9 protein-coding genes are annotated in these 15,602 nt (G+C 52.6%); 2 read left to right on the forward strand and 7 right to left on the reverse strand.

The annotated features are described in order from the left end of the window. Positions 1-46: 46 nt before the first annotated feature. Positions 47-2,791 (forward strand): alpha/beta hydrolase family protein, encoded by a 2,745-nt coding sequence (locus ACYVBJ_RS11055; protein WP_460982359.1) that lies wholly within the window; start codon positions 47-49, stop codon positions 2,789-2,791. A 101-nt stretch (positions 2,792-2,892) separates the two neighbouring features. Then, a complete protein-coding gene (locus tag ACYVBJ_RS11060; RefSeq protein ID WP_460982360.1) occupies positions 2,893-3,081 on the forward strand; it encodes a hypothetical protein in 189 nt (62 codons plus the stop codon). Positions 3,082-3,124: 43 nt separating this feature from the next. Here the strand turns inward: ACYVBJ_RS11060 and ACYVBJ_RS11065 are convergent, their stop codons facing one another. From ACYVBJ_RS11065 to ACYVBJ_RS11095, 7 genes are all read right to left on the reverse strand, one after another. Then, entirely contained in the window at positions 3,125-5,854 is a 2,730-nt protein-coding gene (locus ACYVBJ_RS11065) for a vWA domain-containing protein (RefSeq protein WP_460982361.1), read from the reverse strand. Positions 5,855-6,106: 252 nt separating this feature from the next. After that, positions 6,107-8,539 (reverse strand): hypothetical protein, encoded by a 2,433-nt coding sequence (locus ACYVBJ_RS11070; RefSeq protein WP_460982362.1) that lies wholly within the window; start codon positions 8,537-8,539, stop codon positions 6,107-6,109. Continuing rightward, on the reverse strand, positions 8,502-9,581 hold the full coding sequence (locus ACYVBJ_RS11075; RefSeq protein ID WP_460982363.1) for a hypothetical protein: 1,080 nt from the start codon (positions 9,579-9,581) through the stop codon (positions 8,502-8,504). Before ACYVBJ_RS11075 ends, ACYVBJ_RS11070 begins: the two co-directional genes overlap by 38 nt. Positions 9,582-9,988: 407 nt before the next feature. Beyond that, entirely contained in the window at positions 9,989-12,079 is a 2,091-nt protein-coding gene (locus ACYVBJ_RS11080; protein ID WP_460982364.1) for a penicillin acylase family protein, read from the reverse strand. Positions 12,080-12,141: 62 nt separating this feature from the next. Beyond that, positions 12,142-14,541, reverse strand: a complete 2,400-nt coding sequence (locus ACYVBJ_RS11085) for an ABC transporter permease (protein WP_460982365.1) — start codon at positions 14,539-14,541, stop codon at positions 12,142-12,144. Positions 14,542-14,594: 53 nt separating this feature from the next. Then, positions 14,595-15,095 (reverse strand): hypothetical protein, encoded by a 501-nt coding sequence (locus ACYVBJ_RS11090; RefSeq protein WP_460982366.1) that lies wholly within the window; start codon positions 15,093-15,095, stop codon positions 14,595-14,597. A 10-nt stretch (positions 15,096-15,105) separates the two neighbouring features. Then, on the reverse strand, positions 15,106-15,465 hold the full coding sequence (locus ACYVBJ_RS11095) for a PadR family transcriptional regulator (protein ID WP_460982367.1): 360 nt from the start codon (positions 15,463-15,465) through the stop codon (positions 15,106-15,108). Positions 15,466-15,602 lie beyond the last annotated feature (137 nt).

Here is a 15,602-nt window from a genome sequence, read left to right on the forward strand (position 1 = left end):
GCAGACAAATGCTCTTGAACCGTATGTATATAGTTGACAAAGGTCGTTGGCAACGGCTGTCCTTATCCCTTCTCTTTTTTGTGCGGGTTTGTTGAATGTCGGCTTTGCCCAAAAGAAGCCACTCGACTGGTCGGCCTATGAGTTTTGGCAGAGCTTTACCGAGCGAAAAATAAGCGCGGATGGGAACTGGTTTTTGTATGGCGTCGGTCCACATGAAGGTGATGCAGAATTAGTCGTCCAATCATTTGATGGACGTAATAAGCAGATTTTTCCGCGAGCGTACCGGGCTACGTTCACGCCGGATGGTCGACACATTTTATTCCGTGTCAAAGCTCCCTTCCCGGCAAAGCCATTACCAGCTAGCGGTTCACAACCCGATACGGTTGGGGTACTGGCTTTGGCCACTTACAAGCTAATACTGCTGCCAGGGGTGAAAGACATTAAACATCCAGAAGCATCTGGTCGATGGATTGGCTACACCCAAAACCAGCCAACTCTGTTAGCGGCTGCCCAGCCATCCGTAACAACCCTAGCTCCACAGTCTACCACGAAAGGGTTGCCTCTCGTGCTGCTCGACACCCAAACCGGCCAGTCCCGAACCTACGAGGGTGTCAACGATTTTGTGTTTAGTAAACAGGGCGAAGCGCTCGTATTGAACGTAGTGTCAAAGCAAACGCCGACAAGCTCGGACATTGTCCTGATCAATCTGACAAAGAATACCAGGGACACCATTGCTCAAAATCTGACGCAGGTACAATCAATAACATTCGACTCAAAGGCAACCCAACTGGCGTTTATTGCTGCGACAAAAGATTCCGAAAAGGCGGTTGAACTTTGGCTTGCTAAGCTTGGGGGTGGCCGGGCTGAAGTTATAATTGATACGCATGCAACCGGTCTAAAATCCGGCTATATCCTCAGCGAGAGCGCAACGCTACGTTTCAGCAAAAGCGGGAATCGACTGTATGTCGGGGTAAAGCCACAACAAGCCATCCGTAAGCCCTTAGAGGGTCCACAGCCCAAGCTAACGCTTTGGCATTATCAGGAAGATTATTTGCAGCCGCAGCAGGCCAAGCAACTCGATCAGGAGTCGAAACGAACGTTCATGGCCGTTATGCACCTGGCAAACCGGCGGCTAGTTCAGTTAGCTGATGCAGATTTGGAAGATGTTCTGCTCGATAATGACGGCGATTCGGACTACGTTCTTGGCGTTACCACCAAGGGCGGACGCTTACAGGCACAGTGGCAGGAAAATCCCAGTCAAACCGCTTACCGCGTATCAACGAAAGACGGCTCCCGGACGCTGATTCAGGAGAAGGTAACGACCACGTTCGCCATTTCGCCCCAAGGTCAATACGCGCTGTGGTATGATCCGCAGGCGCGGCATTATTTCACTTGTCAATTAGCAACAGGGCACGTTAAAAATATCTCCAGCGCCGTATCGGAGCCGTTGTTCGATACGAGCTATGAAGCTCCCGGTGATCCGTCCCCTTTCGGCGTAGCGATCTGGGAAGAGGGTGACCGGTCTGTGCTGGTTCATTCCGAATTCGACATCTGGCAGCTTGACCCAAAAGGGCAGACAGTACCCGTTAACCTAACCCACGGCAGGGGGCGTAGCACGCATACCGTACTCCGATACGCCGACATCAACAGTGAAGAGAACTTTATTCGCTCAGGTGAAGAGCTGATATTACCCGCCTTCAATCGGAGAACCAAGTATGCGGGCTTTTACCGGTTACGATTCGGCAAGTTGGAGCCGCCTGCCGAGCTAACCATGGGTCCACATTCATACTCTTTTCCTGGCATGTCGAAAGCAAAAAACGCTAATCGCTACGTGGTTTCTCGGGGCGATGTCAACGAGTATAATCTCTACGCAACGACCGACATCCGAACGTTCCGCAAAGTCTCCGATCTTAATCCGAAGCAGCAGGAATACAACTGGCTAACCGGCTCGCTGGTGCAATGGACATTACCGAACGGCACGCCTTCCGAAGGCATTCTCCTGAAACCGGAAAATTTTGACCCGACGAAAAAATACCCGCTCCTTGTCTGGTTTTACGAAAAAGACTCCAATGGACTGTTCATGTACCGCACACCGTCACCCAGCGGGTCTATTCTGGACATGCCCATGTTCGTGAGCAACGGCTACCTGATTTTCATTCCTGACATTCATTATACAGACGGCGAACCAGGTGAGAGTGCTTATCGATCGGTTATGTCAGGGCTTGATCAGTTAGCGAAATTTTCGTGGGTCGACACGACACGGATGGGTATTCAGTCGCACAGTTGGGGAGGCTATCAGGTTAGTTATATCATCACGCGAACGAACCGCTTTAAAGCGGCTTCGGCGGGCGCTACAGTTAGCGACATGGTCAGCGCCTACGGTAGCTTACGACGCCGGTTGGGCAGCAGCCGCCAGTGGATATACGAGCGTTCGCAGAGTCGGTTAGGGGCTACATTATGGCAGAACCCCGATCTGTACATTAGGAACTCCCCAATTTTCCGGACCGACAACATTCAAACACCCCTGTTGCTCCTCCACAATGAAGGCGACGGACAGGTGCCGGTCGAACAAAGTATCGAACTTTTCATGGCTCTCCGCCGGCTCCAGAAACCAGTCTGGCTGCTGCAATACGAAGGTGAAGATCATATGATGCGGAATCTGACGAATCGAAAGGATTTGTCCCGCCGTTTTCAGGAGTACTTCGATCATTACCTGAAAGGTACTCCAATGCCCCGCTGGCTTCAAACCGGCATACCCGCAGCGTCAAAAGGCTTTGATTTAGGGTATTAGTTTTTGCTAAGGATTGAGAGGGCATTTGAGCTTAAAGGATGGGCGCTGTTAGTTCACTCAGAAGCAATGGCCCTCGCGGGAAAACGTATACCTTTGGCCGCATGGAAACACCAACCAATCTACCGCTACCCGACGATGAGCCATCCGACTCGCAACGCCGGTTGGATGCCGCCAATGATTTTCTCGAAACCTGTGACCGAATCAACACTGGTTACGAAAGTGGATTTTACTGGGAAGATACGCAGCGGGCGCTACGTATAGCCGCTGGCCTGGAAAAGTGGCCTGCTTAGTGACGTAGTGTCGGTTTTGAGAAACGGACACTACGTCGCTAGCTTATGGCAATTTCCTGGCTTGCGCTTCGAGGACTAGGCGTAGGTCGGCGGTTTCCTGCGTTACGTGGGCAAACGTACCTTTTCCCAGCTGCGTTAGTTTTTTCAGACTCTGGGCGGTTTGTGCATTCCGGCCGAACGTAAAGACCGTCAGAGAGATGTCCTGCTGCGCGTTTTCGCCAATCAGCTCCAGCACTTCATTGCTCACCGGAAACTCACCATCAGTGGCCAGCACAATGCGGTTGTTGCCCGCCCGGATGTAGTTCTTATTCGCGACTTTATATGCTAGCCGAATGCCTTCGTTGCCGTCGGTATCGCCCGTCGACTGGAGTTGATCGATTACCTGGGCAATCTCGTCGGCATTCGAGCCAGAAGTTGGCCTTAAGGCAACCTTAGCTTTCCCTGAATAGACAACCACAGAAATCTGGTCTTCCGGACGTAGCAGCTTCAACAGCGATTTAATGGATCGCTTGAGCAGCGGCAGCTTAAACGGCGAATCCATCGAGGCCGATACGTCCAGCAGCAGGACCATGTTGTTGGTCGCAAACCCGTTCAAGGTCGGGCTTACGTCCCGCAGATTTGCGCGATCTACGTATACGGTGTCGGTTCGCGTCCGCTCTACATACACCGTATCGTGCTGAACCGACTTGCCATTGGTTGGCGGTATCGCTGGCTTACGATCGGGTAGGGGGGTAGGCGTCTCGGACGTACCATTCACTACGGCGGGAGTTGTGGTTTCGGTCAGTGGTTGCTCTGGTCGCTCGGCTTTAATCGCAGTCGATGGCGTTGATTGGCGGAAAATGAAAAGGTCAGGTTGCGTAATTGCTTTCAGCAGGCCTACCTTAGCCAGTTCGCTGAAGTTGTTGTACTGGTAAACCAACTGGTTGTTGTAGAAGTAATAAAACTCTTCGTACGGATGCCGCTGTTGCGTAGCCCCAACAAAAGCCGGTTTTACCTTCTGCGCCATATCGGCAAAGCGCAACGAATTTTCGGCCAGGTCTTCGTAGGGCGTATACGGGCATAAGCCATTGTTACGTCCGTAGCGTTGCAGCCCTTTCAGGTTTTGATATTCATTCGCAATCAATGCTCGGGCATCAACCTGTACCTTGTCGACTGCGGGTAACTGAGTGGCTTCATTTTTCAGATACGCCTTGATACCGAACAGGATCTCTTTGTTTTCGTCCAATGTTTTCAGTAACGCCTTGCCCGCCACAGACCACGAACTGCCGGGGTCAGCCCCGGGGTAGCTTTCATAAATACGCCGGACATCGGTGTACAGTCGTTCCTTTTTCTGGTCGAACGTATCGAATAGATACAGGTAGCGGTCCAGGATTGCATCCGAGCGTTTCAGATGATCGTCAAGGTATTGTTTCTCGCTTGTATACCGGATTAGCTCAATGCTCAGGCCATCCATCTCGTTCAGCATCGCGATCAACACCCCGGCCTGGCCATTGATCGAAGCCCGATACGGTTGCGGAATGTGCTGGCTGGCACTCAGAAGCAGTTGGTATTCCGACTTAGGCACTTTAAAATCTTCGTGCGAATACGTTAGGTTCGCTCGTCGTCGGCCGCTGGCCGGATCGCGGTAATGTTCCGCCGACCACTGGTAATTCCGCAGGGTCAATTGCACAAGGTGCATCTGCCGCAGCGACTCGTTAATGAACTCTACGTAGTCATTTAGGGCCTGGAACGTAGCGACAGGAGCCGGTGCATCAGCGGGTTTAATGGTAAACGCGGCCGGACGAACGTCTTTAAACGGCTCGGTCTGGGTTGATTTCTGAGCCGCAGGGACAGGCGGCTCCAACGTGAACACCGGGCAGAACCTGGGGTAATTCAACAGCCGTTTAGCCGGGACGCTGTAACCAACGAACGACTGATACGTAGCCAGCAGGTCGCCGTTGTAATAATTAATTAAGGACAAATACACCTCGTTACCATGCCGCGACGACTGTTGAGCCGCAAACGTATGATCGTCGACCGCCCGGCGCTTAACGTCCTGGAGTGACTGCAAAGCCGATTTGAACGATCCGATCATATCCGACGCCGGGTACTCAACCGCTGTTCTGGCTTTGCCTAACCCGGCCAGTACTTTTTCATCCGCCAGCATACTCTGCTGGACAAGCTCAACCGGCCATTGGGTTTTGACATCTTCGTCCAGGTAAAACGTTAACGTATCCAGCAGTTGTTTCTGGCCCGTCAGCACCTGCTCCATCTCCTTTTCGCTGTACAGATAGCCGTTGGTTGGCAGGTAAGGCTGGTAGCGCCGGTAGACCCGCTGAACCTGTTTATAAAATCCTTCTTTTTCGTTGCGGAACTGCCCAAAGAGCGCCTGCATCTCCCGCATCAACGCATCGGACTGCTTGAGGTTATCGCGCTGGTAATCATTAAGGCGAACGTAGGTTTCCAGTGCCTTACCCGTCTGATCGATTTTATGGAGCAATTGCCAGAGCGACTGCGTACTGGCCGTCAGACGTTGTTTTTCGGTCGGTGTCAGGCCGCTGACGGTCAGAGCCTTCTGGTAATAGTATTCCTCCAGCGGTCCCGACGAAGGCAGCCGAAGCCGGTAGTCGCTCCGCTTTTTGTATTGTTTGACCTCATTCTGGTACGTCTGAAGCATCCTGAATCGGCTGAGCAACTCGTCAACCGATTGATTCATGAACGCTACGTAGTGATTCAGCGACTCCTGAGGGGATTCCTGAAGCGAGTTAGTCGCTACGAACACGGAAGAAGCCAAGAGTAAGCAACAAAAAAAAGTCTGCATAGACCAAGTAACGAAATAGTAATCAACTCATCTAAAAGCGATTTAGCCAGCGGTTTACGGCGTAATCAGCTTATTAAACACTTCGGGCTGCTGTCTTGTCTCTTGGCAAAACAGCAGCCCGAAAGTCGCTTGTCCGAATGGGTTAACCAACGAAACTTACGTAAGCCGTAGCTTATAGTCGATCAGTGGTTTGTTTCGGATGATTAACCGTTAGAAGTAAGCTTCTTAGCGTTGCGATACAAAATCGCCGTAGGTAGCACACTCGCGGTGCATTTCAGCCTCGAACTTCGTTTGCCCGTAGTCGGTCGACAGTTTCGTAAAGTAATGCCCGTACTCATCCCGTCTTAGCTTTTCGACCAGAGCTTTCCAACCGGCTTTATCCAGATCAATGAAGCCCCGTTTCACTTCTTCAACCGCCAATCGGGTTGTCAGCTCGCTCTGTTCACACTGAGCGGCCATAAAACACGCTTTAGCGGCCAGTTCCGGTTGGCGAGCCGCTTTTATAGCCTTTTCAAAAAATGCTTTGGCCGGAGTTGTTGAGTAATACGGATTACGCATCAATTGCTGGCCCGCCCGTTCCAGTTCGCTTGGTTTATTATTCGCCTTATACAGCGTCGACAGCAATTCGACCGAACTCCACGAGCGCTTAACGAGTACCCACGAGTTGCCAAACCAGCTTAGGTTGTAGGCTCCGCAGCCCAACTCATAATATGCTTTAGCCGCTTCGTCGCCGGACAGGTGCGTTACCTGCTCATTTAACTGCGCCATTCGCTGGGCGAACTGAACGGGATTATAGGCATTCGTCCCAGTCGTCTGGCGTTTACTGGTCGGAACCTCGAACGGGTTCTGCGTGAAGTAACTCACGAACGGCTCCTCTTTCCACGTTTTAGGATTCACCTTACCGAAGGCCGCAGCAGCATCCGCGTAGCGATGTTCAGCCAGCAGTCGGCGGCCCAGTAAGGTATACAGATAGTCCGGCGTAAAGCCCGTCAGTTTTAGCAACCGTTTGTCGAAATCAGTAGCCGTAGGCGCTTCCGCGAACGTAACAACCTGTTGTACCGTTGTCGCCGACGACGAATCTTCGATCACGAGCTGATCCGTGTTGAGGTCTACGTACCCTCCGCTTGTGTTCAGCTGCGAAGCCGTCAGCATAGTCAGCAAAAAGGCCTTGGCTGCGGCCGTTTCGCTGGTTGACTTCGCTTTAGCGCGGCTACAGCCTTCCAGCCACCCACCTGTTTTTTCATTACTCGCTTCCGCCAGGTATTTTTGGGCAAACTGCTGACAGACCGTCACGAACGCGTTGCCGAACCGGAAATTTTCGGAGTTGCCAAATTCTTCCAGATAACCGATCAGCTTCGATTCTGTATCGGGCGTAATATGCTCAGTCTGTGCGGCTAGCAAAAGCATGCGTTGTAAGGCGATCTGTTTCTTTAAGGCAGGATTAGTCGTCGGGGCCTGAGCCGCTTTATCCAGCGTTTTGGCTGATTCATCGAAGTCTTTACTTAAATAGGCAATGTAGGCAGCCGCCGTGTACCAGAAGGCCGGATCGTTTAACTGCTCATTGGTGGCCGCTTCCAGAGCAAATTCGCGTAACTGATCGCCGTAGGTTTGCGAGGTTTTCTTTCGATCTTCAAATTTCAACGAATCCCGGTCGCTGGCTTCATCATAGCCGTATATGGGGTTCGACTCCGACAGGAAGAAGTATTCGTTCCGGTTGATTTCCCGCGCCATAATGAGCTCGATAAGCGGATTTTTGGGCGTTAACTTCACCACTTCTTTCAGTAACGGCAAGGCATCCTGCTTGGGTTGAACCGCGCAGAGTGCATAAATAGCCGCCTTCTCCTGATCGTTCCGGGCGTGTTGAAGCGCTCCTTCCTGAAAGTGGATACCATAAATGCGTAAGCTGGCTTCGGCCTGTGGTCGTCGTGATGGGCAGCGGTCAAACACCTGCGCAAATTCATAAATCGCCCGCGCGGTATCACCGGTTGAGAACGTAGCGCCTGCATGGCGACACAATGCCCAATCGCTGATAAACGTCTTTTTCGGCAGGGACACCACCAGTTGGTCGTATAGCGTTCGGCACTGGGCGTAATTGCCAATCTGATCAGCCAGTTTTACCGCCTGAAACGCGTACCGTTCCTTTAAAAACGGATCGCTAGCTGACTCGTAACCAGCCTGGGCCTCACCAAGCAGTTGCGTTAATCGGGCTGTGTCCGCCGGTATCGGCGTCCATTGATCTCCTCTAGGGCTTGCCTGATCAGCGTTATGCGCCAGTTTCAGGTAATCCAGCGCCGGTGCATGGGCTTGTTTCAGGGCTGCGTTAAAGGCGTTGTCAGCGGTATCGTCAGCTTTATACAACGCTTTAGCGACCGCAGTCATCGGCACTTTTTTGCCAGCATAAGCCGCCCAGGCCCGCACATTCTCGTCAATCAGGAGCGTATCGTCGCCTTCCCGGTTTAGCTCATTCGTGTAGTCGTACAACTGCGGAGTAAAGAAATACAGCCGGTCTTGAGGCTGTGCGTTGCTGCTCTCCGGCTGAAAAAAACTCAGGAATTCGTTTTCGTCGAATAAGCCGGGACCACAGGCAAAAGCCAGGAGAATGCCGACGGATAAAACCGCCTTACGGAGTCGGCCGGAAAAGAGTCTGGAGGTAGTCATGGGGATAAGCTGAAAGAACAGTACTATCGAGGTGGTATAAAGCAAACGTAAGGGTTGGATTCCGGATTCGGGATAACAGCTGCTGCTTCGCTTCACGTAATTGTTGTTGGGTACAGGCTTCCGCACGAAACAGATCGCCGGCCCGTACCGAGAAGCCAAAGGCTGTTGTATCACGACTGGCAACGTAGCGGTTTGTATCAGGCTGTTGTTTGAGAAAGGTTTTCTTTGCCAGTTGATCCTGCCGAACGCCATTCAGAATCGTCAGAAAACGGCCATTTCGATACACAATTGTCCAGGTAAACAAGGGCAGTACAACATCCAGCGGTAAAGGATATTTTTCCAGAAACCCTGTATACCGACTGGCGACATCCAGATCAAGAATCGAATTACGGGTGTTCGGGTCTTTCCAGTCGACCATGTTGTAAAACATCAGCATGCCCCGATCGACCGGCGGTATGCCTGTCTGGTCGGTGTATTTAACCTGGTGCAGCCGAATTGTTGCCGACAAGGGAACGCGTACCTGCTGCTTCACCACACGTAATAAGGCGAAATACCGGTCACGGCTTTTCGGCGACCAATCGCAATCGAGCTGCACTTCACGGACGACGATCTTATTCTGACGGGCAATCTGCTGGATTTTCCTGACTATGTTTCGGCCAAGTGCGGGTACATCCTGGTCGGGTACGTTCAGCAGGGTTCGATTGGTGATGAATACGACTGGGACCACCGTTAATCCCGTGGGCCGCTCACCAAAGCGTACCACGGACTTTGGCAGCGGTTGGCGATTACCGGCGTCCCAGTCGACATCGAAGAAGCGAAGGTATAGCTGATGAACGCCAAGCTGAAATAGAACTTTTTTTTCGGTCAAATTTGATTCGTAAACGGCTTTCCAGTGATAAAAAGCCCGGTTCAACTGCTTCGGTGCTTTGGGTTCCGAGCACGTCATACACCCATAACTCACGGCAAACAGTACGAGCCAGACGAACGGGTCAGCCGTTCGTTTATAGGTTATATTGCCGGTCTGACTAGAATTCTTGACCACACTACGTATATCTGAACTGATTTATACCTTAATAATTTGCCAGCCGACCGCATCGCATGAACGTTTCGGCTGGGCCGCTAATGATTTAGCCGGTTTCCTCTCAGAAGTCGGTACTACTGGCTTTAAGTTCAGCACAGGAAAAGGCCAATAGCTACGTTGACTATAGCCATTGGCCTTTTCCTGTGCTGCAAAGCAAATTAAGCAGGCTGACGGATTAAAAAAGAAACGTATCAGTAGTTGTAATTAGCGTTTGGATCGGGGTAAATCAATCGCCAGCCGTTTCCTTTGCCAGATGCCTGAAAGCCACGCTCCCAATGGGTAACGCGGCTTTTAGGCATTCGTTAATAAATTTGGGTAGAAACCGATTTTAACAACAAATCGGCTTTACGGATGCAGGACTAATGAAGTTACTGCCCCATATTAACCGGTATTTCTTCGCGCCGTTCGAGTTGCTTCAGTACGTCCTGCCGATCCGGTAACGCGGGACGAAGCTTTTTTTCCGACATGCGGTTCCACTGATCGCCACGGTGCTTGTTGCCCGGCTGGCTGGCATTGCCGTAACTTAACGATACCTGCGCCCGCACTTTATCACCAAATTCGGTGATGGCAACGTAGGTGTCACCGGCTACGGCTCGATTCTTACCCTTCTGTTGTCGATCGGCCATAAATTGAATGGTTCGATAGATTCCGTACTGCTCGGAACCGCCATTTGCCGGAACATCCTGACCAGCCGAACCAAACCGGTTTGCCTCACCCCATTCAACATCCAGTCGGCCGTATTGCTGACGAACCTGGCCGGCGGCTTTGATGAGCAGTTCAACCGCCTGCTGAGGATTTTTCAGCCCGTCGGGTGTACTGACCGGCCGCTGTGGGTCCCAGCCGACCGCTGCCATACCAGGATTAAACTGGTCGAACCAGGCCGCGAACAATACAGCTCCTTTGCTGCTCGCATTGGTGGTTCGGTCCCAGGCTTTAAGTACCGAGGCCGCTTCTTTGGCAACCGGATCCGCCTGTTGATCCACAGCCGTCAGCAAATCGTCGAGAAAGCGGTCGGCGGCTTCCATACCCGTGTTTAGTTTGTAGCCGACTAACTCGTCAAACGTAACCGATTTGTCGTCTTTCAGCAGATTGATGGATCGCTGGGGCCGCAGACGTAGCGGAAACCCCACCGGCGACATATAGCCTGGAAACGACTTGGGGTTCAGCACGGCTGGAAACGTACAACTCCAGGGAGCATCGTTGGCGTTCTGCACGAATCCGGCGGGCGGATTAAACACCCTGGGCAAATCAGCGTACGGGTGTGTCTCGGTCCAGATAAACTTCGAGGCTGCCCCATCGACGGTACCCTGCCAGAAACGCCAGTCGCCTTCACTTCGTTTTGGTACGTTTCCTCCGAACAAATACAGGATGTTCCCCGCCTTATCGGCATAGATAACGTTGAACATGGGCAGCTGCATGCGCTTCAGGGCCGTTTCAAACTCTGCCCAGTTGTGGGCCTGCGCCATGGCGTGGTGCTGAGCCGCCATGGAGGGATTCTCTAAACCCGCGAAGCGTAACGCGTACGTTTTCCCGTCCTGACTGGTCATGACCGGCCCGTGCTTGCTGTAGCGATAGGTTAGGGGCTGCTCGCTGAGCTGACCGTCGGGCTGTCTGACCTTCAGATTGACACGTTTTTGCGCAAAGGTCTGCTTAACTCCGTCCAGTACGTACCCATCCCCCTGTAAGGTGAGCAGGTAACGGTCTGAGGCATCGATGGTATTGACGGTATGCGTCCAGCCGAGATTATTCGTAAACGCAATGTTAAGCACCGGCTGGCCCACCAGCGAAGCTCCATACGCCATAAAATCTGGTCCGTTGAGATGCGCTTCAAAAAAGAGGAAGAAGCCCTCCCACGGTAAATGCGGATTCGCCATCAGCAGGGCTTTGTTCGAAGCCGACTTCGACGGCGCAATGGCGTACGCATTCGAGCCAGGTGGCATTAACCGAGCGGCCCCGGCTTCATTCCCCCCGATGAATTCCAGACAAATTACCCGGCTTATGTGGGCCAGTACGTCCGGCCCCGTGATGGGCAGCACCCGTTTATAGTCTGCTCCGATAGCCTCCGGGTGCGCCTTCGCGTAGGCGTTCAACCCCTGAACAAAACTATCCAGACACCGCCGGTAGCCGGTTTCCTGCAGCTGATAGTGCTTCTGCGCTCGTTCGGGGGTCTCAAAGAGCGTCACAATTTTGTCGGAGTCGAGGTATTCGGCTCCCCAGTACTCAGCCGCCCGGCCCCGTGCCTGCCCGTAAAGCTGAAGGAGCAGGTTGGCGTGGTTGTGCATTTGGGCGTAGCCGAAGCCGTAATACATCGCTTCGAGCGTTTGTCCGTAAATGTGTGGGACCCCATCGTTATCCCACAGAATTTCGACTTTGGCTGATTGGGTAGCCGCCGAAGGAGAGTGTTGAGCCAGCGCCGGGACCAGACTCAGTAGTAACAGACAAGCAATAAGCAGTTTCATAAGGTAGAGAATAGCAAATCGTACGTAGTGATTAATAGAAACTGGACGTATGCAAAACAGAATTATTTCGTCTCCAGGTACTGAATTGGACTGGAAGCAGCCGCTTTGAGGGCTTGACGCAACACGGTCAGACTCGTAATAACTACCGTCAGTCCCGCTGTAGCGGCCAGCAACCACACGTTCAGGTGAATACGGTGGGCGTATGACTGCAACCAACTCGTCAGCAGCCACCAGCCCAGCGGAGCGGCTACAAGGAATCCCAGCGTCAGTAGCTTACCGAATTCGCGGCCAAATAGCCAGAGCAATTGTCGGGTTCGGGCACCCAGCACCCGCCGAACGCCAATCTCCTTGGCTTTGCTCTCAGCCATGAACGTTACGAGTCCGTACAAGCCCAGACAACTCATGCCAATGGCGATACCGGCAAACACCTGCACCAAAGTTGCTCCTAGCCGCTCGGTTTCCGCAAACGTCAATAACAAATCGCTCAGCCAATCTGCGCGGTACACCTGATCGGGCAGAACTTCATCCCACACCTGCTGGATCGCCTTTAGGGTCGTGGTCGATTGATTCGGTGCGAGTGTCAGTATGGCCATCCGGCTGTGGGGCAGATCGTGAATGAGCGTAACGGGCAGCATCGGGCTGTGTAAATTCCCACTGCGAAAGTCCTGTACCACCCCTACGATTGTGCGATCAGCATCTTTCACCCGCATTCGTTTTCCCACAATTGCTTGCACCGTGGTGCCTAATTGCGTTACCAGCGTTTGATTGACCAGCACTTCTCCGCCAGTCGTGTCCGTTACGTGAAAATTTCGCCCAGCCAACAGCGTAAGGCCAAACACGGACAAATACTGATCATCGACGGCCCGGACGCGGGTTTCAAACGGTTCGGGTTCGGTAGCCGTATGGTAGCTGAACGGGCTTGGGCGGTTGTAGGGCGAAGCGGGTGGATCGCTCCCGAAACTCACCTGTTCAACGCCCGGCAGGCTGAGCCAACGGGCTCTCAATTGGCTGAGTGGAACGGCTCCTTGCTGGGGAAGCCAGACGGACAGCCTGTTGTCGTGCTGGAATCCCCACGGAACGGTCTGCATGTACCGAAGCTGCGCCGTTATCCCCAGTGCTCCCATCAGGAACAACTGAGCAACTACGTATTGACCGACAACTAGCCCCTGCCTTACCGGAAAGGCTTTACCAGGCCGGGTAATTAGTCGGCCCGCCAAAGCCCAGGAGGGCGTAATGCCGGATAAGACCAGCGCCGGATACAGCCCCGCCAGCATAATAACGCTCACGACCAGACTCACAAACCAGAGCATCGCCCTGGGTTGAACTAAATTCCAAAGTGAAATATCCGGACTAAGCATCTCGACCTGACTTGCCAGCGTCTGGTTAATGAGTGGCAACGTCAGTTGGGTTAGCAGCAATGCCAGCAACACCGCGATCAATGTAATCTGCGCCGTTTCTAGCAGCAGTTGCCCGACTACCTGTCGACGGGTACCACCAACCGCTTTTCGAACCCCTATCTCGTGGGAACGCTTTACCATCCGGGCAGTAGCCAGATTTACATAATTGATGCAACCGGCGATAACCAGCAGCACCCCTATGCCGATCAATACGTATAGAATTGAGCGTGGAGCCGTTCCGCTCCGTTCGTGGTTAAGGTCTTCAAGAGGAAGTGCGTGATACGTAAAATGAGCGACTTCGCTGGCTGGCAGATATTTCCGGCCAATAGCGGGCAACACGCGTTGCAACTGCTGAGCAGCTGCGCCCTTCCGTAAACGAACAAAACACATCGCTTGCAGTCCCTGCCAATCCTGCAACGCAATTGGCCCCTCCAGTACCGGTATTGTGGCGTATGACACCAGCGCATCGTAGCGAAGCTGGGTGTTGGCCGGGGGATTTTTCATAGTGCCCGTTACTGTAAGATTCGTCCGGTTATCCAACTGCAGTGTCCGCCCCAGCGGTCGTTCTGTACCGAAATACTTCTGGGCGTATCGTTCAGTAAGGACAATTGTATTCGGGGCACTCAGCGCTGTTTTCCGATCACCGCTTACCCATTCAATACCGAATAAGTCAAAATAAGAAGGTTCGGTAAAGCAGATATTGCGGGCTTCGCCAAACTTCTTCGCCCAGCCTCCTTTGCCGTCGGGTACGCTAATGGTACGTCCGAAAAAGGTCTCTAACCGGACGGCACATTCTACAAACGGATAGTTACGCCGGAGTACCTCGGCCAGCGGACGGGGCGCGGCATCCGTTGGCATCACCTGTTCACGGTTCACGTCGGTAACAATCCAGTATGACCGGTCCATATGCGGGTGATACCGATCAAAGCTGAATAGGTAGTTGACAACCAGAAAAATGATCAGACCACTAGCCAGACTGACCGCCAGGCCACCAATGCTAATCAGATTCAGGGAGCGGTTTCGCCACAGGTGACGCCAGCTCAACCTCAGGTAGTGCGCAAGCATGGGAGAAGAGTCAATTACGTAAGCGGATCGATCAGGAAAACGATACAAGTCGCTTAAGCCCAGTGAGGACGAACCCGGCGGGGTCGACGCCGAAACAGCCAACGCGCACTAATTGCCCCGAATACACTCGCCAGGCCAACAAGCCATACGGTTCCAAACGCCTGTAACGGCACTGCAAACACCTGACACACCCACATCAGGCAAATTATCAACGTCACAAAGGCAAGGATACTGGCTTGCTGCCATTGCTGATATTGGCCGGGTCTTGACCGGCGTTTGGCATATCGTCTGGGGGCTAACCGGTTAAGCAAGGCAGGCAGAGGAACGAGATGGAGAACTTGCTGGTAGGTTTGTTTCAAGTGGTCAAGCGCTTGGGGGCTGGCTTCCTGCAATACCCGCTGCAAGGCAACTTCATACGACTCGCCACCGGCCATCAGGTATTCGATATCAAGGGCTAAATGGTCTATCAGTTCGGCATGTAAGGCCTGCTGCAGGCGATTACGGCGCAGGGCCTGATCCAGTTGATGGAGCTGTGTTTTGGATAGCTTTTTCATGGATAACGGACTAATTAGGAATAGAATTAAATACCAGACGGTTATTAGATGAGAGTCGCAGCAAACTTATACAGGTGATGAACTGCTTCAGTGGGTTTACCGGCTCAGCAGCCGAATCACTGCCGGGTGGCGTCAGCATATAGTATGTACGGAGTCGGCCGTCAGTTTCCTCGATTTGCGTTGTCAATACCCCCTCGTGCGCAAGCTTGTGAAGCACGGGATAGAGCGCACCGAATGTAAGACTTATCTGGTCTTTACCAGATGCTTTTACGCCCTGAGTAATCTCGTAGCCATACATCCGTCCGCGTTGCGCCAGTAACTTGAGCACCATTAATCTGAGTACATCCTGAACGACATCAGCTGAATCCATCACGGTTAACTAGTTAAGTGAATACGTAGCAAAAATATATAAGAAAATTATATATACAAGAAACACTAATTTTTTTGTCTCGGGATCGGGGCTGCATGTTACACCACTGGGCTTCTACTGCAGATCATCGGAGCGAG

Source organism: Spirosoma fluminis (assembly GCF_054778895.1).

Bases quoted from the DNA above. Each gene is read 5' to 3' on its own strand.
- ACYVBJ_RS11070 (WP_460982362.1), bottom strand. From the start codon at position 8,539: ATGACTACCTCCAGACTCTTTTCCGGCCGACTCCGTAAGGCGGTTTTA.
- ACYVBJ_RS11085 (WP_460982365.1), bottom strand. From the start codon at position 14,541: ATGCTTGCGCACTACCTGAGGTTGAGCTGGCGTCACCTGTGGCGAAAC.
- ACYVBJ_RS11090 (WP_460982366.1), bottom strand. From the start codon at position 15,095: ATGAAAAAGCTATCCAAAACACAGCTCCATCAACTGGATCAGGCCCTG.
- ACYVBJ_RS11060 (WP_460982360.1), top strand. From the start codon at position 2,893: ATGGAAACACCAACCAATCTACCGCTACCCGACGATGAGCCATCCGAC.
- ACYVBJ_RS11095 (WP_460982367.1), bottom strand. From the start codon at position 15,465: ATGGATTCAGCTGATGTCGTTCAGGATGTACTCAGATTAATGGTGCTC.
- ACYVBJ_RS11080 (WP_460982364.1), bottom strand. From the start codon at position 12,079: ATGAAACTGCTTATTGCTTGTCTGTTACTACTGAGTCTGGTCCCGGCG.